At 71.6% G+C, this 16,912-nt stretch carries 16 protein-coding genes; 7 read left to right on the top strand and 9 right to left on the bottom strand.

Translation table 11 applies throughout. The annotated features are described in order from the left end of the window. The first annotated feature begins 69 nt into the window (after positions 1 to 69). The 3 genes from BLV05_RS31315 (at position 70) to BLV05_RS31305 (ending at position 2,544) form a co-directional block, all read left to right on the top strand. Positions 70 to 663, top strand: a complete 594-nt coding sequence (locus BLV05_RS31315) for a PepSY domain-containing protein (protein ID WP_052763224.1) — start codon at positions 70 to 72, stop codon at positions 661 to 663. Between the two features lie 61 nt (positions 664 to 724). Beyond that, the gene (locus BLV05_RS31310) at positions 725 to 1,249 is read left to right on the top strand and encodes a SigE family RNA polymerase sigma factor (RefSeq protein WP_046773049.1); all 525 of its coding nucleotides are present in this window, start codon (positions 725 to 727) and stop codon (positions 1,247 to 1,249) included. Further along, positions 1,246 to 2,544 carry a WD40 repeat domain-containing protein gene (locus BLV05_RS31305; protein ID WP_046773048.1) on the top strand — a complete coding sequence of 433 codons (1,299 nt, stop codon included), beginning with the start codon at positions 1,246 to 1,248 and terminating at the stop codon, positions 2,542 to 2,544. Before BLV05_RS31310 ends, BLV05_RS31305 begins: the two co-directional genes overlap by 4 nt. Positions 2,545 to 2,565: 21 nt before the next feature. Here BLV05_RS31305 and BLV05_RS31300 read toward each other — a convergent pair whose 3' ends face one another. From BLV05_RS31300 to BLV05_RS31280, 5 genes are read right to left on the bottom strand one after another with little or no spacing between them, the layout of a single operon-like run. After that, complete coding sequence (locus BLV05_RS31300; protein WP_046773047.1) at positions 2,566 to 3,441, bottom strand: SDR family oxidoreductase; 876 nt, start codon at positions 3,439 to 3,441, stop codon at positions 2,566 to 2,568. A gap of 40 nt (positions 3,442 to 3,481) precedes the next feature. Continuing rightward, positions 3,482 to 3,922: a nitroreductase family deazaflavin-dependent oxidoreductase gene (locus BLV05_RS31295; protein WP_046773046.1), complete on the bottom strand. Its 441-nt coding sequence runs from the start codon at positions 3,920 to 3,922 to the stop codon at positions 3,482 to 3,484. Next, a complete protein-coding gene (locus BLV05_RS31290; RefSeq protein ID WP_046773045.1) occupies positions 3,885 to 5,996 on the bottom strand; it encodes an iron ABC transporter permease in 2,112 nt (703 codons plus the stop codon). Before BLV05_RS31290 ends, BLV05_RS31295 begins: the two co-directional genes overlap by 38 nt. A 13-nt stretch (positions 5,997 to 6,009) precedes the next feature. Continuing rightward, a complete protein-coding gene (locus BLV05_RS31285) occupies positions 6,010 to 7,044 on the bottom strand; it encodes an ABC transporter substrate-binding protein (RefSeq protein WP_046773044.1) in 1,035 nt (344 codons plus the stop codon). Between the two features lie 42 nt (positions 7,045 to 7,086). After that, the gene (locus BLV05_RS31280; protein ID WP_046773043.1) at positions 7,087 to 7,923 is read right to left on the bottom strand and encodes an ABC transporter ATP-binding protein; all 837 of its coding nucleotides are present in this window, start codon (positions 7,921 to 7,923) and stop codon (positions 7,087 to 7,089) included. 576 nt (positions 7,924 to 8,499) lie between these two features. Between BLV05_RS31280 and BLV05_RS31275 the strand changes: the two genes are divergently transcribed. The 4 genes from BLV05_RS31275 (at position 8,500) to BLV05_RS31260 (ending at position 12,409) form a co-directional block, all read left to right on the top strand. After that, positions 8,500 to 9,695 (top strand): IS3 family transposase gene (locus tag BLV05_RS31275; protein ID WP_407717070.1). Its coding sequence is split into 2 segments (ribosomal slippage): positions 8,500 to 8,761 and positions 8,761 to 9,695, totalling 1,197 coding nucleotides; the frame shifts between segments, so codons are not numbered across the junction. 159 nt (positions 9,696 to 9,854) lie between these two features. After that, entirely contained in the window at positions 9,855 to 11,423 is a 1,569-nt protein-coding gene (locus tag BLV05_RS31270) for a 3-hydroxyacyl-CoA dehydrogenase family protein (RefSeq protein ID WP_046772985.1), read from the top strand. A gap of 119 nt (positions 11,424 to 11,542) precedes the next feature. Then, on the top strand, positions 11,543 to 12,163 hold the full coding sequence (locus BLV05_RS31265) for an HNH endonuclease family protein (protein ID WP_046772986.1): 621 nt from the start codon (positions 11,543 to 11,545) through the stop codon (positions 12,161 to 12,163). Between the two features lie 12 nt (positions 12,164 to 12,175). After that, the gene (locus BLV05_RS31260; RefSeq protein ID WP_046772987.1) at positions 12,176 to 12,409 is read left to right on the top strand and encodes a hypothetical protein; all 234 of its coding nucleotides are present in this window, start codon (positions 12,176 to 12,178) and stop codon (positions 12,407 to 12,409) included. A gap of 134 nt (positions 12,410 to 12,543) precedes the next feature. On the opposite strand, the gene BLV05_RS31255 is transcribed toward BLV05_RS31260, so the two are convergent. From BLV05_RS31255 to BLV05_RS31240, 4 genes are all read right to left on the bottom strand, one after another. Further along, positions 12,544 to 13,467 (bottom strand): carbohydrate ABC transporter permease, encoded by a 924-nt coding sequence (locus tag BLV05_RS31255; RefSeq protein WP_052763213.1) that lies wholly within the window; start codon positions 13,465 to 13,467, stop codon positions 12,544 to 12,546. Next, on the bottom strand, positions 13,451 to 14,329 hold the full coding sequence (locus BLV05_RS31250; RefSeq protein ID WP_046772988.1) for a carbohydrate ABC transporter permease: 879 nt from the start codon (positions 14,327 to 14,329) through the stop codon (positions 13,451 to 13,453). The genes BLV05_RS31255 and BLV05_RS31250 overlap by 17 nt, the downstream gene beginning before the upstream one ends. Positions 14,330 to 14,367: 38 nt before the next feature. Continuing rightward, positions 14,368 to 15,711 carry an ABC transporter substrate-binding protein gene (locus BLV05_RS31245; protein ID WP_046772989.1) on the bottom strand — a complete coding sequence of 448 codons (1,344 nt, stop codon included), beginning with the start codon at positions 15,709 to 15,711 and terminating at the stop codon, positions 14,368 to 14,370. A gap of 69 nt (positions 15,712 to 15,780) precedes the next feature. After that, on the bottom strand, positions 15,781 to 16,752 hold the full coding sequence (locus BLV05_RS31240; protein ID WP_082155860.1) for a dihydrodipicolinate synthase family protein: 972 nt from the start codon (positions 16,750 to 16,752) through the stop codon (positions 15,781 to 15,783). Positions 16,753 to 16,912 lie beyond the last annotated feature (160 nt).

Here is a 16,912-nt window from a genome sequence, read left to right as displayed (position 1 = left end):
GCCCAGCGCGGCGCTAGGGCGGCCGGCGGGAACGTGGTGGCATCGCACCGCACTAGGAAGGAAGCCATCATGAACCGGAACCGACTGGTCTCCGCCGCCGCTGCCGCGGCCGCCCTGCTCATCACCGGCGGCGTCGCGTACGCCGTCAGCACCGACGACGTCGACAGCGGCCCGCGCTCGTCGGTCACCGACACGCCGTCGCCGTCCACGACGCCGGACGACTCGCCCTCGCCGTCGGCCTCGGCCACGCCCTCGGCCACGCCGGACGACACGCCGTCGCCGTCGGCCTCCGCGACGCCTGACGACTCGCCGTCGCCCGACGACACTGCCACCAGCGCGCCGAGCACGGGCGCCGAGATGGGCAGCGGCGAGGCCGAGCAGATCGCGCTGGCGCACGTCGGCGGCGGCACGGTCACCGAGGTCGAGCGCGAGTGGGAGCACGGCCGGCTGGAGTGGAAGGTCGAGATCCACCTCGACGGCGTCGAGCACGACGTCCGCGTGGACGCGGTCTCCGGCGAGATCACCCGCGTCGACGTCGACGACGACCGCGACGACCGTGACGATGACGACCACGACGACAACAGCGGCCGCGACGACGACCACGATGACGACGACCGCGACGATGACGACCACGACGACGACAAGGGCGGCGACCGCGACTGACATAGTGAACCCCTGCTCGTGCGTCTGTGAGTGAGGAAGCAGCGCCGACGAGAGGGACGAGATGGATTCTCGAGCCGAGAGCGAGTTCCGGGAATTCGTCGAGTCCCGCTCGTTGGCGCTGCGGCGTACCGCCTACGCGCTGACCGGTGACCTGCACGTGGCCGAGGACCTCGTCCAGGGCGCGCTGGTCAAGCTGGTGCGCCGCTGGCACAAGGTGGATAACCCGGAGGCGTATGTCCGGCGCACGATCTATCACGACCACGCCAGCCGCTGGCGCCGCCGGAAGATCGTCCGCGAGGACACGGTCGCCGACCTGCCGGACCGCTCCGTCGGCGACGGCGCCGGCCAGGTCGACGACCGGCTCGACCTGCGCCAGGCGCTGCTCCGGCTGACGGCCCGGCAGCGGGCCGTCCTGGTGCTCAGGTTCTACGAGGACCTGCCCGAGCGCGAGGTGGCCGAGATCATGGGCTGCTCCGTCGGCACGGTCCGCAGTCAGACCGCCCGGGCGCTGGCCCGGGTGCGCGTGCTCGCCCCTGAGCTGGCCGCCGACGCCGCTCTGCCCACTCCTGAGGAGGCCTCAGCATGATGCTCGAAGACCAGATGCGCGATGCCCTGGACGATCTCGCGCTGCGGGTTCCGCCCCGAGCCGGCCTCGCCGACACCGTGCTCCGTGAGGCGCGCAGGCGCCGGGCCAAGGTCCGGCTTGCGACCGCCGGCAGCACCGTCGTCGCCGTCGCCGCCGGGACGATGTTCGTCGTCGCCGACCCACTCGCCACCGACGGCCCCGACCTGGACACCGTCGGCCCGGCGGCCGGCGAGCCCGCAGAGGACCAGGGCCAGGACGCCCCGGCGGGGCCCATCACGGTCGATGTCGACCAACTGCCCGCGGGGCCCGCGCCCTCGGTGCCCTGGTACGCCGACGGCGTGCTGCACAGCGGCGACGTCGAGGTCCCGCTCGAGGGCGACTTCAGCGGATTCCGGGCGTTGTCCGAGGTCGCAGGCGGCTTCGTGGTCCTGTTCGTCGAGTCCGGCGTCGACAACACGGACGGGAACCAGCTCGCCCTGATCTCGCGCGACGGTCAGCGGACCGTCCTGGACGACGGCGCCGTCTACGACGTGGCCGTCTCCGGAGACGGCACCATGATCGCCTGGGCGGTGCACGACTGGGCCACCCATGGGCCCGGCGACGGCCCGGGGCGCACGCTGCTCCGCGTGGCCGACGCGCGGACGGGGGACGTGGTGTACGAGCGCGAGCAGACGGGCGCCGAGGGCTCCGTCGGCGTGGCGAAGGGCTTCCTCCCCGACGGCCGCATCGTGCTGGACAAGGCGACGAACGCACCGGGGGGCATCTTCCTCTGGGACCCGGCCGCCGACACCGTCACTCCGTGGACCGACTACGGATTCACCAACACGGTCGCGCCCGGCGGCGAACTGGCCGTGCTGACGCCGCCGAACGAGGCCGCGGACACCGCGCCGGGCGTTGTCGACACCCTCACCGGCGAGCTGCTCTGGACGGTCTCGCCGGACCACTACGTCGGCACCCAGGCCTTTTCGTCGGACGGGCGGCACCTCGCGGTCATCGCCGCACCGGGTCTGCCCGGCGCAGAGGAGTTCGAGGACGCGGAGAGGATCGGCGCGGGGGTCGACGGCGAGCTGGACGTGCCGCGCTCGGTCGTCGTACTCGACGCGCGGTCCGGCGAGCCAGTGCTCACGGTCGCGGACACCGGGCCCGGGAACATCACCTGGGAGAGCGACGGCAGCCTCGTGTTCGAGGTCTGGGACGAGGCCAGCGCCACCCACAGCCTGGTGCGCTGCTCGCTCGACGGACGCTGCGAGCTCGCGGCCGCGACGGGCCAGGTCGTCTGGGGCGGGACGCCCTGATCGGCGCCGGCGCCTGAGTGGTCAGAAGACCGGCTTGCCGCCGGTGACGCCGAGGACGGTGCCGGACACGTAGCTCGCGTCCCGCGGGGAGGCGAGGAAGACGAAGGCCGGCGCCACCTCGGCGGGCTGGCCGGCCCGGCCGAGCGGGGTGTCCTGGCCGAGCTTCGCGACCTTCTCCGGCGGCTGGGTGGCCGGCTGCAGCGGGGTCCAGATCGGGCCGGGCGCGACGGCGTTGACGCGGATGCCGCGAGGGCCGAGCTCGGCCGCCAGGTTGACGGTGGCGTTGTTGATCGCGGCCTTCGTTGAGGCGTAGTCCAGCAGCGACACCGACGGGTCATAGGCCTGGATCGACGAGTTGTTGATGATGCACCCGCCGGCCTTCAGGTGCTTCACGGCCTCCTGCGTCATCCAGAACAGCGCGTAGAGGTTGGTCTTGAAGACGCGGTCCAGCCGCTCGGGGTCGATGCTCTCGATGCCGCCCTCGCGGGCCATCTGGTAGCCGGCGTTGTTCACCAGGACGTCCAGGCCGCCGAGCTCCCCGACCGCCCGCGCGACGACCTCGACGCAGGCGTCGTGCGTGCGCAGGTCCGCGACGTAGGCGAACCCGCGGCGTCCGGCGTCGTGGACCAGCCCCACCGTCGCGTCGGCGTCGGAGCGCTCCTCGGGCAGGTACGTGAAGGCGACGTCGGCGCCCTCGCGCGCGAACGCGAGCGCGACCGCCCGGCCGATGCCGGAGTCGCCGCCGGTGATCAGAGTGCGCAGCCCGGTCAGCTTCCCGGAGCCCTGGTAGCTCTGCTCGCCGTGGTCCGGCGTCGGGGTCATCGCCGCGGTCGAGCCGGGCGGCTCCTGCTGCTGCGGCGGGAACTCGGTGGGGCGGTCGGCCTGGTCGGTGGTCATGGCTGGCTCCTACCCGCCGGCCGCCGGAGGAAACGCCCCGTCAGTCGACCAGCCGGGTCAGCACGAACACCGGAATGACCCGGCTGGTCCTCGTCTGGTAGCCCGCGTAGTCGGGCCACACCTCGAGGGCGCGCGCCCACCAGAGGGCGCGCTCGTCGCCGGTCGCCTCGCGGGCGAGGTAGTCGTGCTTCTGGTCGCCGTCCTGCAGCTCGACATGCGGGTTGGCCACGAGGTTGTGGTACCAGACGGGGTGCGCCGGCTGGCCGCCGTCGGAGGCGACGACGGCGTACTCGCCGTCGTGCTCGACCCGCATGAGCGGCGTCTTGCGGAGTTTGCCGGTCTTGGCGCCGACCGAGGTGACGATGATGACCGGCTGACCCCGCAGGGTCTCGGCCACGGTCCCGCCGGACTCCTCGTACAGCTCGGTCTGCTTGCGGGACCGGCTACGCGTGCTCGGTACGTACTCTCCGCTGAGTGGCATGTCCACGCCAACTCAGCCGCCGCGGCGCGGTATTCCCCCGTACCCGGGTGCGGTAGAGCAGCCAGACGAAGTACGGCGCGCCGACGATCGCGGTGACCAGCCCGGCCGGCAGCTGGGCCGGCGCGATCACCGTCCGGCCCAGCGCGTCGGCCAGGCAGACCAGTGACGCGCCGAGCAGCGCGGCCACCGGAAGCATGCGCCCGTGCCGCCGCCCGACGAGCGCGCGGGCGGCGTGCGGCGCGACCAGCCCGACGAACCCGATGACGCCGACGCCGGCGACGGCCGCGCCGGTCAGCAGGACGGCGCCGGCCAGCAGCGCCAGCCGGGCCCGAGGCACGTGCACGCCGAGGACCCGCGGCGTGTGGTCGTCGACGGAGAGCAGGTCCATCGTGTGCCGCATGCCGTACAGCAGCGGGATCACCGCGACGACCGCCAGCGACATCGGCACCAGGTGCTCGAACGAGCGCCCGTAGGTCGACCCGGCCAGCCAGGTCAGCGCCTTGGTCTCGTTCCACGGGTCGGTGAGCGTGATGAGCACGACGATCAGCGACTGCGCGCCCGCCGACACCGCGACGCCGATCAGCACCAGCCGGTCGCTGGCGAAGCCGCCCCGCGCGGCCAGCGCGAACACCAGCGTCGCGGCCAGCGCCGCGCCGGCACCGGCCGCCCCGGCCAGCGCCCAGAAGCCGGCCAGCGGCACCAGCGTGATCATCGTGACGGCGCCGACGCCCGCGCCGCCGGCCACGCCGATGATGCCCGGCTCGGCCAGCGGGTTGCGGGCGACCGACTGGATGATCGCGCCGGCCAGCGCCAGCGAGGCGCCGGCCAGCAGCCCGGCGACGACGCGGGGGAGCCGGGTGTCCATGACGGTGCTGACGATCGGCCCGGCCTGCCCGGACAGCCAGTTGACGACGTCGCCGAGCAGCAGCACGGAGTCGCCGAGCAGCGTGCCGCCGACGGTGACGGCGATCGTCACGACCACCATCGTGCCCAGCACCAGGCCGAAGCGGCGCCGCGTCACGCCGCCGCGCACCCCTGCGGCGGGCGGCTCGCCGACGGTGTCGGCGGCGCGGATGCGCCGGGCCAGCGCGATGAGGAAGATCGCCCCGAGGATCGTGGTGACGACGCCGGTGGGCACCTCGAGCGCGCCCTGCGACCCGATCGCGGCCCGCAGCCCGACGTCAGCCGCGAGCAGCATGAGCACGCCGGTCGCGGCCGACACCGGCAACAGGACGGCGTGCCTGTGCAGCCCGGGCACGACCGGCGTGGCCAGCCGCACGACGGCGGGCGCGGCGAGGCCGACGAAGCCGATCGGCCCGGCCAGCGTGACGGCGCAGCCGGACAGCATGACGGCGAGCACGATCGAGCCGGCGCGGACCCGGCGCACGTTGACGCCGAGCATGCGGGCGTGGTCGTCGCCGATGAAGACGAGGTCGAGCTTGCGGCCGAGCAGCAGCAGCCCGGCCAGCACGACGGCGACCACTGGCGCGATGGTCTGGACGCCGCCGAGGCCGTTCTGCCCGAGCGATCCCTCGCCCCACGCGAACAGGCCGCGGGTCTCCTCGGAGAACAGGATGATCATCGCGCTGGTCGTCGACTGGATCGCCAGCGCGATGGCGGTGCCGGCCAGCACCAGCCGCACCGCGCCGGAACCGCCGAGCCCGGACAGCGCCAGCACCAGCGCCGCCGCGCCCAGGCCGCCGATGAAGGCCAGCCCGGCCCCGCCCAGCAGCGGCAGCGTGACGCCGGCCGTCGCCGCGGCGACCAGAGCGAAGTGCGCACCGGCGTTGACGGCGAGCGTGTCGGGCGAGGCCATGACGTTGCGCGACACCGACTGCATGACCGCGCCGGCGGCACCGAGCGCGACCCCTACGACGATCGCGGCCAGCAGCCGCGGCAGCCGCGAGGCCAGCACGATCGCGCCGGCCTGGTCATCGCCGCCGCGTCCGGCCGCCCAGCGCAGCACCTCGCCGGCGCCGACCTGCGCGGTGCCCTGCATGAGGTGGACGACCGCCAGGCCCGCGATCAGCACCGCGAGCCCGACGGCGACCACGCCCAGGCGGCCGGACCTCACTTGCGGGACCGTCTCAGCCGAGCGCGTCGACGGCGGCGTCGACGTACTGCATCATCGACGTCGGGCCGCCGAACTGCCACAGCGAGTCGGGGAACCGGACGACATTGCCGGCCTGGACGAACGGCAGCGCCTCCCAGATCGCGTTGCCGGCCAGGCCGTCGGCGAACGGGTCGCCACCGTCGGCGGAGTTGGCCATGTACCAGAAGCGGACGTCCGCCGGCAGCGCCGTCAACCCCTCGACGTCGGCCTGAGCCAGGCCGTAGGCGGGGTCGCCCTCCAGGCCCCACGGGTTCTCCAGGCCGATCTCGGCGAAGACGTCGGAGACCAGCGAGCCGTCGGCAAACGGGCGGACGCTGACGTTGCCGGCGTCGATCCAGCCGTCGGCGAAGGCGACCTGGTCGCCGGTGGCGCCGGCCGCCTCGACGGCCTCCGCGCCCTCCTCGACCTTCGCGTCGAACTCGTCGCGCAGTTCCTGGGCGCGGTCCTGGGTGCCGGTGAGCTCGGCGATCAGGTCGAGGTTCGCGAACATCTGCCCGATGTTGTCCTGCACGTCGCCGCCCGGGATGACGACGACCGGCGTGGTCGCCTCGACCTGCTCGATGGCGCCCTCGATCAGGCTGTCGGTGACCACCACGAGGTCGACATCGAGGGTGGCGAGGGTGTCCATGCTCGGCTCGCCGCGGGTGCCGATGTCGGTGACGGTGTCGTCGAGCGGCGCGCTGCTGACCCAGTTGTCGTAGCCCTGGATGTCGGACACCCCGACCGGCATGACGCCGAGCGAGACGAGGTTCTCGACGGCGTTCCACTCGGTGGCGGCGACCCGCACGGCGGGCTCGTCCAATGTGACCTCGACGCCGCGGGCGTCGGTGACGGTGATCGGCCCGCCGGCGGTCTCGCCGCCGCCGGGACCGCCGTCGCCGTCGGACGTCGGGTCGCTGGTCGTCCCGGCTTCAGTGGAGTCGTCGGACGAGTCCTCCGTCGTGCCGCAGGCGGTCGCGAGCAGCACGAACGCGACGGACAGGCCCGCGAGGGCGCGCGCTCTTCTCATGGTGTACCTCGTGATCGTGGGTTCGATGGGGTGGAACGGGCCTCAGGCCGTCGCGCGCGGCCGGACGTCGTTGTGCCGGCCGACGGCGCGGGTGGAGATGCGGCCGTCGACCGGATCGACGTCGACCTCGACGCGGATGCCGTACGCGCGGCTCAGGTTCTCGGGGGTCAGCACCTCGGGCGGGGGACCGTCGGCGGTGACCGTGCCGCCCTCGAGCAGCAGGACGCGGTCAGCGATGGCGGCCGCCTGGTCGAGGTCGTGCAGCACCAGGCCGACGCCGATGCCGTGGTCGTCGGCCAGCTCGCGCACGACGTCGAGGATCTCGATCTGGTAGCGCAGGTCGAGGAAGGTCGTCGGCTCGTCGAGCAGCAGCAGGCCGGTGTCCTGCGCCAGGCAGCTGGCCAGCCACACCCGCTGCGCCTGCCCGCCGGACAGCGCCTGTACCGGCCGCTCGGCCAGCGCCTCGATGCCGGTGAGCGACATCGCCCGGGCGATGGCCTCGTCTGCGCCCGGGTCGCGGCCGCTCCACCGCGCGCGGTGCGGGTGCCGGCCGTACTCGACCAGCTCGCGGACGGACAGCCCGCCGGGCGTGCTCCGGCTCTGCGCGAGCAGCGTGACGCGCCGGGCCAGCTCGCGCGGGTCGAGGCTGAGGACGTCGGTGCCGTCGTGGAAGCTGATGGCGCCGGCGGACGGCAGGTGCAGCCGGGCCAGCGCCCGCAGCAGCGTCGACTTGCCGCTGCCGTTCGGCCCGATGAGCGCCGTGACCATGCCGGACCGCAGCTCGATCGACGCGGCCCGCACGACAACGTCGCGCCCGTACGCGAGGTCGACGTCGCGCGCGGCGAGCCCGTCGACGGGCAGAGTGGGCGAAATGGTCACCGCAGCAACGTAAGGTACGCCTAAGCTAATTCGCAACCTGCGGAACCGCCGGATGCGTCACGCCGTCGCGCCCGGGTGTTCGCCGCGTTCGCGGCGTTTCCCGTCCCCTGATGCCCGATTTTCTTGGCCGTGGGGTCGCGCCTCAAGTCCGCGCCCGGCTGCTGGGTGCTCTTGGGTTGTGGTCAGGGGGCTTGGACTTGACCCGCGACCCCACGGTCAAGCGCGGGCATCCATCAGGGGGACGGGGGGAGTGTGGCGGCGGTCCGCGGCGGCGTGGTGTCTTTCTGGGTGGCGTTCGTTGGGCTGGCGAAACGATGTGGGATTGCTGCGTTTTCGGTGTGAGAGAACTGTCGCTCCCGCGACAGTTCTGCCGCATCGTCTCCGCAGTGATCTCACATCGATCGCCTCGGGCAGCACTGTGTGGGATCACTGCACCTACTGGGCGGCAGCACTGTCGTTCCGACGACAGCAACGCCACCCATACCGCGCAGCAGACTCACGCGGTGATCACTGGCGTGCCTCCCACTTTCCGGACTGCGGACCTCATAAGGTCCGATCCGGAAAGGAGAAGTGTTCGTGGCGAGGAAGAAGGCAACATTCACGCCTGAGTTCCGCGAAGAGGCTGCTCGACTGGTGGTCGAGAATGACCGTCGTATTGCCGATGTGGCGCGTGAGATCGGCGTGGGTGAGACCACTCTCGGCAATTGGGTGAAGAAGTACCGAGAGGACCACGTCGGCGACGAGCCGCCGCTGGGGTTGTCCGAACGTGCGGAGTTGGCCGAACTGCGACGGCGGACGCGAGACCAGGAGATGGAGCTCGCGTTCCTGAAAAAAGCTGCCGCGTACTTCGCGAAGGAGCAGCGGTGAGCGAGAAGTACGAGTTCATCGCCGCCGAGTACGCGCACAATAGCGCCGACAATGTCAACGACGCTCCGTCTCTCAAGCAGATGTTCACCTGGCTGGGTGTGTCCAGGTCCGGCTACTACGACTGGCGGGACCGGCCACCGTCGGCGACCACGCGGCGGCGTGAGGAGTTGAAGCTCAAGATCGAGGCGTTGTTCGACCACAACGACCGCACCTACGGGTACCGGCGCATCCACGCCGAGCTGCTCCGCGGCGGCGAGCAGACCGGGCCCGAGCTGGTCCGTGACCTGATGCGTGAGCTGGGCCTGGTGCCGTGCCAGCCGCGCCCGTACAAGATCACCACTATCCAGGGCGACGACCGGCCGGCCACCCCAGACCTGGTGCGCCGCGACTTCACCGCCGACGCGCCGGGAACGAAGCTGGTCGGCGACATCACCTACATCCACACCTGGGAGGGATGGCTGTACCTGGCGACCGTGATCGACTGCTTCAACAAAGAAGTCATCGGGTACGCACTCGCCGACCACATGCGCACCGAACTCGTCACCGACGCGCTCGACATGGCCGCCAGGAATCACGATCTCGCCGACCGCTGCATCCTTCACTCAGATCGCGGGACGCAGTACACATCGACTGACTTCTCAGCGAAGATCAAGCAGCTCGGGATGCGCGCTTCGCTCGGCAGGACCGGCATTTGCTACGACAACGCTCTGGCCGAATCGTTCAATTCCATGTTGAAGGTCGAGCGCGTCTACCGCACCGTGTACCCGACACGGAAGAAAGCCCGCGAGGATGTTGCGAACTACATCGAACTCTTCTACAATCGCAGACGAATCCATTCAGGGCTCGGCTACCGGACCCCGCACGAAGTCCGCAACGAACACCTGAATGGCCAGCTCGCAGCATAAGAGACCGCAAACGAAGCGGTCCGGAAAGCTCGGGGCAGCCCAACACCGGGCGGGTCGACGGTGGGGCGACGGAGAGGTGTGCCCACATCTTCCCCAGCAATCCCGGCGACGCGGCGCACGCCGGACCCGGCGCACGGACGCGTGCCTAGACTGCGCGGCATGAGTGTGCGGATCGCCAGGGTGGGCGTCGTCGGGCTGGGAACCATGGGTGCGGGCATCGCGGAGGTGTTCGCACGCGCCGGCCTCGACGTCGTCGGCGTCGAGCGCGACGACGCGGCCCTCGACGCCGGCCGCGGGCACGTCAGCACCTCCACCGGACGCGCGGTCCGCCGCGGCAAGCTCACCGCCGCCGAGCAGGCCGAGCTCACCTCGCGCATCGAGTTCACCACCGACCTCGCCGCGCTGAGCGACGCCGACCTCGTCGTCGAGGCGGTGCCGGAGCGGCTGGACCTCAAGCGCGACCTGTTCGGCCGCCTCGACGGCATCGTCGGCGCCGAGACGATCCTCGCCACCAACACGTCCTCGCTGTCGGTGACCGAGATCAGCGTGGCGGTGTCCGGGCCGCAGCGGGTCGTCGGCCTGCACTTCTTCAACCCGGCGCCGGTGCAGGAGCTGATCGAGGTGGTCCGCACCGTCGTCACCGCGCCCGAGGTCGCGGCCGCCGTCACGGGCCTCGCGCGACGGCTGGGCAAGACGCCGGTCGAGTGCGGCGACCGCGCCGGCTTCGTCACCAACGCGCTGCTGTTCGGCTACCTCAACCGGGCGGCGGCGATGTACGAGAGCGGGCACGCGAGCCGCGAGGACATCGACGCGGCGATCACGGCCGGGCTCGGCTACCCGATGGGGCCGCTGGCGCTGCTCGACCTCATCGGGCTGGACACGGCCTACGAGATCCTGGGGACGATGTACCGGCAGGGCCGCAACCGGCTGCACGCGCCGGCGCCGGTGCTGGGCGAGCTGGTGACGCTGGGGTTCCTGGGCCGCAAGACCGGTCGCGGCTTCTACGACTACTCCGGAATCGACGATATCGGCGCGAGCTCCGCTGTGGTCGCCCCCGAGGACAGCCGGACCCGCCGCGTCGCGTTCCTCGACCCGTCGCCGGGACCGCTGGCCGAGGCGCTGGCGAAGGCCGGCCACGACGTCGTCCGGTCCGGCGGCGCCGACCTCGCCGGCGCCGACCTGATCGTCGCGCCGGGGGAGCCGGAGACGTTCGCCCGCGTCGTCGCCGGCGCACCGTCCGGCGCCGTCCTCGCGGCGACCGGCGCCGGACCGGTCGTCGCCAGCGCCGCGGCCAGCGGCCGGCCCGCCGACGTCGTCGGGCTGCACCTGGCCGGGACCGGCGGCGCCGTCGCCGAGGTCGTCCGCACCGTCGTCTCGTCGCCGGGCGCCGTGGCCACCGTCGCCGAGGTCGCCGCGTCCGCCGGGCTCACCTCCGTCGTCTGCGCCGACCGCGCCGGCTTCGTCGTCGACGCGTTGCTGGTGCCGTACCTCAACGACGCCGTCGCGATGCTGGAGACCGGGTACGCGTCGGCGGCCGACGTCGACACCGCGATGCGGCTGGGCTGCCGGCTGCCCGCGGGGCCGTTCGAGCTGCTGGACGCGCTCGGCCCAGCCGCCGCGCTGGCGACGCTGGAGCGGCTGCAGGACGAGGTCCGCGAGCCGGGCCTGGCGCCGTCGCCGCTGCTCACCCAGCTGGCCGCCGCGGGGCTGCGGTTCGCCGACCTCTGACGACGAGGTCCTGTGATCCCGAAGTGAAGTCTCGGTGAAGGGGAGACCGCACACTCTGGTGCAGTCCGGACATCCTTGACAGTCTTGGTGACCACCGGCCAATTGGGAGGTCACCCGTCATGCGCCGAGCCGTCCTCACTCTCCTCGCCACCCTCGCCCTCGTCCTCGGGCTGGTCAGCGCCGCCCACGCGTACCCGCCGGACGCGCCGTCGCCATCGGAGTCCGCCGGCCAGCTCGCCGAGCTCACCGTCGCCCCGCCCGGATCCAGCGACGGCTACTCCCGCGACCGGTTCCCGCACTGGAGCCCGGCCGAGGGCAGCTGCAACACCCGCGAGATGGTGCTGGTCCGGGACGGCTCGGGCGTCAGCACCGGCGCCGACTGCTACCCGACCGCGGGCAGCTGGTACAGCGTCTACGACCAGGTCTGGATCGAGGAGCCGAGCGACGTCTCCGTCGACCACATGGTGCCGCTGGCGAACGCCTGGCGCTCCGGTGCCAGCGCGTGGACCGAGGACCGGCGCGAGGACTTCGCCAACGACCTCGCCCGCGGCCAGCTGATCCCCGTCACCGTGTCCAGTAACAGCTCGAAGGGCGACAGCGACCCGTCGGAGTGGAAGCCGGCCAACGAGGGCTGGTGGTGCTACTACGCGCGGCACTGGACCGACGTGAAGTACGACTGGGACCTCACCATCACTGCGGCGGAGAAGGGCGCGCTGCAGGAGATGCTGGGCACCTGCTGAGACCATGGACCCGTGCACGAGAGCATCGAGTCCGGCCCCGACGGCGAATGGGTGGTCCGCCGCATCACCGGCAGCGCGTCCACGAAGGCGTACCGCTGCCCGGGCTGCGACCAACTGATCCGCCCGGCCACCCCGCACGTCGTCGCCTGGCCGACGGTCAGCCTGTCGTTCACCGGCGAGGGCATCGACGAGCGGCGGCACTGGCACACCGGCTGCTGGCGCTCGCGGGCCACGCGCCGCCGCTGACACGTTGATCTTGGAGTTCTTCGGCCATCTAGCGGACATATCGCCCCCGAATTGCCGAACAACTCCAAGATCAACTTCGGTGGGTGGCTAGGGTCGCCCGCGGCGCTCGGCGCTGGAACGACCCGGCGCCGTCCTCAGCCCTTGAGCGCGCCGGCCGTCAGCCCCTTCGTCACCTGGTTCTGCAGCAGCGCGAACACCAGCAGCACCGGCACCACCGTGATCATCATGCCGGCGAACAGCGTGACCCAGTTCGTGCCGTAGTCGGCGGCCTGGCCGAGCTGGAACAGCCCGAGCGGCAGCGTCATCCGTTCCGGCGAGTGGATCAGCACCAGCGCGTAGAAGAACTCGTTCCAGTTCTGCAGGAAGCTGATGATCGACACCGACGCCAGCCCGGGGCCCATCAGCGGCAGGATGATCCGCAGGAACGTCGTGACCGGCCTGGCGCCGTCGACGGCGGCCGCCTCCTCCAGCTCGCCCGGCAGCGTCCGCATGAACCCGACCAGCACGAACACGTTGAACGGCAGGTTGTACGTCGCGTAGACGAGCGCCAGTCCGAGCCGGCTGTCCAGCAGCCCGAGGTCCTGCATGGTCACGTACAGCGGGATGAACGTCACCATCCACGGCACCATCAGGCCGAGCAGGAAGACGCTGAGCACCATGCCGCTGCCGCGGAACGGGATGCGCGCCAGCGGGTAGGCGGCGAACGCCGCGAGCACCACGCCGAGCACCGTCGCCGACACGCTGACGATGACGCTGTTGCCGAAGAACGAGCCGACGTTGGCGCTGGACCACGCGTCGCTGTAGTTCTGCCAGCGCCAGTCCTCGGCGATGGTCCACGGGCGGGTGCCGATGAACTCGCTGTTGGTCTTCATCGACACGTTGAAGACCCAGGCGAACGCGCCCGCCGTCGAGAACGCGACGGCGCCGAGCAGCAGGTAGATGATCAGGTGGAACCGGCGGAACGGCGCGCGGTCGCTGCCCCGGCGCCGTGGTCGCGACGGCGGCGGGGTGGGCGCGCCGGCGGCCGGCGCCGGGCGGACGTCAGTACTGGAGCTCATCGCGCTTCATCACCTTGTTGACGATCTGCGTCACGATCAGCATGATCACGACGAGGACGACGCCCATGGCGGCCGCGTAGCCGAACTCGTAGCGCTCGAACGCGACCCGGTACATCAGCGTCCCGACGATGTCCGTCGACCCGTACGGACCGCCGCCGGTCATGATGAACACGAACGCGAACGCCTGCATCGACTGCACGATCCACAGCACGACCAGGATCCGGAACAGGTCGCGCAGCATCGGCAGCATGACGCTGCGGAACAGCCGCCACTCGCCGGCGCCGTCGATGCGCCCGGCCTCCAGCACGTCGGCCGGCAGCCGCTCGAACCCGGCCGACAGCAGCACCACCCAGATGCCGATGCCGTGCCAGACCGTGGTGAACGCGACCGCCGGCAGCGCCGTCGACGCGTCGCCCAGCCAGGTGCGGGCCAGCGCGTCGACTCCGAGCCCCTCCAGCGCCGGGTTGATCAGCCCGAGCGTCGGGTGGTACACGAACTTCCACATCAGCGCGACGACCGCCGCGCTCAGCACCACCGGCGCGAACACCACGAACCGGAAGAACCGCTCGCCGTGGATGCGCTGGTTCAGCGCCCACGCGATGGCGATCGCCACCGGGAACAGCATGCACCCGCCGACCAGCGTGAACAGGAACGCGTTCTTCAGAGCGTTGAGGTAGCCGGGGTCGTCGAACAGCCGGGTGTAGTTCTCGCCCCCGACGTAGCTGTAGTCGCCCGTGCGGGTCCACTCGGTGAACGAGATGTCGACGGTGCGCACCAGCGGATAGAGGAAGAACACCCCGAGCAGCAGGAGCGCGGGCAGCAGGAACGGGATGATGATGCGACGTTGCGCGGCTCGATGCATCGTGTCTCCTCTCGTCCTGCTGCCCGCGGCTGCGGAGCCTAGTTGCCGTGCACCCGGCGCAGGCCCTCGTCGAGCCGCTCCAGTGTCTGCTGGGCGTCCTGCTCGCCGAAGAGCAACCGGGCGATCTCCGGGTAGATCACCTCGTTGGCCGGGCTCTGGGTGATGCCGTAGTCGCGCGGCTCCAGCGCATCGGCGTCGGCGACGACCTGGTCGATGCCGGGGATGCCGGGCGGGCTGGGCACGTCCACGACGGCCGACACCTCGCCGATCTCCTCAGCGCGCCGGGTCTGCGTCTCGACGCTGGTGAGCCGGCGGGCCCACTCCAGCGCCAGCGGGATGTTCTCGCCCTCGGCGGCGACGGAGATCTCCTGCAGCGCCGCCATGACGGCGCCCTGGTCGCCGGCACCGCCCTCGACCGCCGGGAACGCGACGACGCCCAGCTGGAAGTCCGGCGGGATGACGTCGGCCATCTCGCTGACCAGCCAGGTGCCCATGAGGATCATGCCGGCGTCGCCCTGGAAGAACTGCGCCTGGGCGGCGGTGAAGTCGGTGCCCTCGAAGCCGGTGAGGAACGCGCCGTCGTCGCGCAGTTGCTGCAGCATCTCCAGGCCCTCGAGGAAGCCGGGGTCGTCGGTGATGTGCCCCTCGCCGCCGGTGAGCACGGCGCGTGCCTTGTCGTAGCCGACGGTGCGCAGCCACAGGTGGTCGCTCCACATGCCCATGTACGGCTCGAACAGCCCGGTGACGGCGATCGGGTCGACGCCGGCCGCCTTCAGCGCGGTGTTCGCGGCCAGCAGGTCGTCCCAGGTGCTGGGCGGCTCGATGCCCAGCTCGGTGAACAGGCCGGCGTTGTAGAACAGCACGTGCAGCGACAGCTCGGACGGGACGCCGTAGATGCCGCCGTCGGACGGGTTCTCCATGAACTCGCGGACGGTCGGGCTGAAGCGGTCCAGCCACGGCGTGCCGGTCTCGGGGTCGTTCTGCTCGAGGTAGGGCCGCAGGTCGAGCAGCGCGCCGTCGTCGGCCCACACGGTCAGCGCCGGGTTGGTGCCGTCGAACATGCCGTAGTCGACGTCGAGCGGGTCGCCGGAGCGCCAGCGCTGCTCGATGCCGGGGCGGGCGTCGGTGTTGGCGAACGTCAGCGTGACGTCGGTGCCGTCGTAGTCGGCCGCCAGGCCGTCTGCCAGCTCCTGCAGGATCGCCAGCCCGGGCGTCCCCTCGGCCGACAGCACGCCGACCTCCAGCGGGCCGCCCTCGATCTCCTCGTGCCAGCTCGCCGCCTCGGGCCCGGCGTCCGTCGTGTCGTCGTCGCCATCGCCACCGCACGCGGCGAGCGCGAGGCACCCGGCGGCGAGCGGGACGGCGAATCGCAGCGTCTTCATGTGCCTGCCTTCCGTGGGTAACTTCAATATCTCGAAGATAGTTACGCCAATTCGGAGAATATACTCCGGTCAGCCGAGATGGGGAAGCATGGTGTCGAACTCGGCGAGGAACCGGTCGACCATGCCGATCTCCTCGGCATCGAGCCGGTGGGCCGGCTCGCGGCAGTAGGGGTCGGCGAACAACCCGCGGCGCACCGAGATCAGCTTCTCGGCCGCGATGATCAGCTCGGTGTCGAGCATCCAGTACGAGATGTAGGGCAGCAGCCGGCGGTGCAGCTCGTCGCCGCCCGCGTGGTCGCCGGCCTCGTAGCGGCGCCAGAGCTCCACGTAGATCTCGGTGAACGAGCAGCCCGGCTGGGTGCCGACGGCGCCGCGGCGGACCGCGTCCGGGAGCTGCACGCCGGCGTAGCCCTCGACCGCCGGCAGTGCGGGCCGGCCGGCGGCGAGCTCGGCGATGAGCCGTCCCGGCGGGCTCGACTCGACCTTGACCAGCCGCAGGTTCGGGTGCTCGGTGGCCAGCTCGCGCAGGGTCGCCGCGTCGAGGCTGGTGCCGGTCTCGGACGGTGCGTACTGCAGCACCACCGGGGTCGGCGCGACGGCGGCCAGGACGGCGCCGACGTGCTCCTGGACGGCCCGCCGCGACGGCGACAGGTAGTGCGGCGGCAGCAGGTTGATCAGGTCCGCCCCCGCGTCGACGACCGCCCGCGCCCGCTGCGCCGCCAGCCGCGTCGCGTGGTCCTGCACCGCGACGATCGCCGCGACGTCGGCGCGGCCGCGGGTGCGCGACAGCAGCACCTCGGTCAGCTCGGCCCGCTCGGCCTCGGCCAGCTTGTGGTACTCCGAGGCGAAGCCCGGGAACATCACACTGGTGACGCCGGTGCTCAGCACGTGGTCGACCACCCGGCTGAAGCCGGCCACATCGACCGCGCCGTCGGCGTGGAACGGCACCTCGAGCACCGGCGAGACGCCGCGCACCAGCAGTGCCGCATCGCCGGTCGCCGTCCCGCCGTCCGGCGTCGGCCGAGTGTCCAGTGCTGCCATGCCACCCTCCGCTAACTTCGGTATTTCGAAATCATCTTCTGAATATAGACGATAGATGACGGGTGTCGACTTGTCGACAGCGGGGTGGGGTGGTGAACGTGATCGTCTCGGGCGGTTCGGCGGGGGTGTTGCCTAGTCGGGCGGGGGTGTGACAGTTGGC

The sequence above is a fragment of the Jiangella alkaliphila genome (assembly GCF_900105925.1).
Classification (GTDB): Bacteria; Actinomycetota; Actinomycetes; order Jiangellales; family Jiangellaceae; genus Jiangella; species Jiangella alkaliphila.
This window is presented reverse-complemented; position numbering and strand designations above follow the sequence as displayed.

Bases quoted from the DNA above. Each gene is read 5' to 3' on its own strand.
- BLV05_RS31315 (WP_052763224.1), top strand. From the start codon at position 70: ATGAACCGGAACCGACTGGTCTCCGCCGCCGCTGCCGCGGCCGCCCTG.
- BLV05_RS31310 (WP_046773049.1), top strand. From the start codon at position 725: ATGGATTCTCGAGCCGAGAGCGAGTTCCGGGAATTCGTCGAGTCCCGC.
- BLV05_RS31305 (WP_046773048.1), top strand. From the start codon at position 1,246: ATGATGCTCGAAGACCAGATGCGCGATGCCCTGGACGATCTCGCGCTG.
- BLV05_RS31300 (WP_046773047.1), bottom strand. From the start codon at position 3,441: ATGACCACCGACCAGGCCGACCGCCCCACCGAGTTCCCGCCGCAGCAG.
- BLV05_RS31295 (WP_046773046.1), bottom strand. From the start codon at position 3,922: ATGCCACTCAGCGGAGAGTACGTACCGAGCACGCGTAGCCGGTCCCGC.
- BLV05_RS31285 (WP_046773044.1), bottom strand. From the start codon at position 7,044: ATGAGAAGAGCGCGCGCCCTCGCGGGCCTGTCCGTCGCGTTCGTGCTG.
- BLV05_RS31270 (WP_046772985.1), top strand. From the start codon at position 9,855: ATGAGTGTGCGGATCGCCAGGGTGGGCGTCGTCGGGCTGGGAACCATG.
- BLV05_RS31265 (WP_046772986.1), top strand. From the start codon at position 11,543: ATGCGCCGAGCCGTCCTCACTCTCCTCGCCACCCTCGCCCTCGTCCTC.
- BLV05_RS31255 (WP_052763213.1), bottom strand. From the start codon at position 13,467: ATGAGCTCCAGTACTGACGTCCGCCCGGCGCCGGCCGCCGGCGCGCCC.
- BLV05_RS31250 (WP_046772988.1), bottom strand. From the start codon at position 14,329: ATGCATCGAGCCGCGCAACGTCGCATCATCATCCCGTTCCTGCTGCCC.
- BLV05_RS31245 (WP_046772989.1), bottom strand. From the start codon at position 15,711: ATGAAGACGCTGCGATTCGCCGTCCCGCTCGCCGCCGGGTGCCTCGCG.
- BLV05_RS31240 (WP_082155860.1), bottom strand. From the start codon at position 16,752: ATGGCAGCACTGGACACTCGGCCGACGCCGGACGGCGGGACGGCGACC.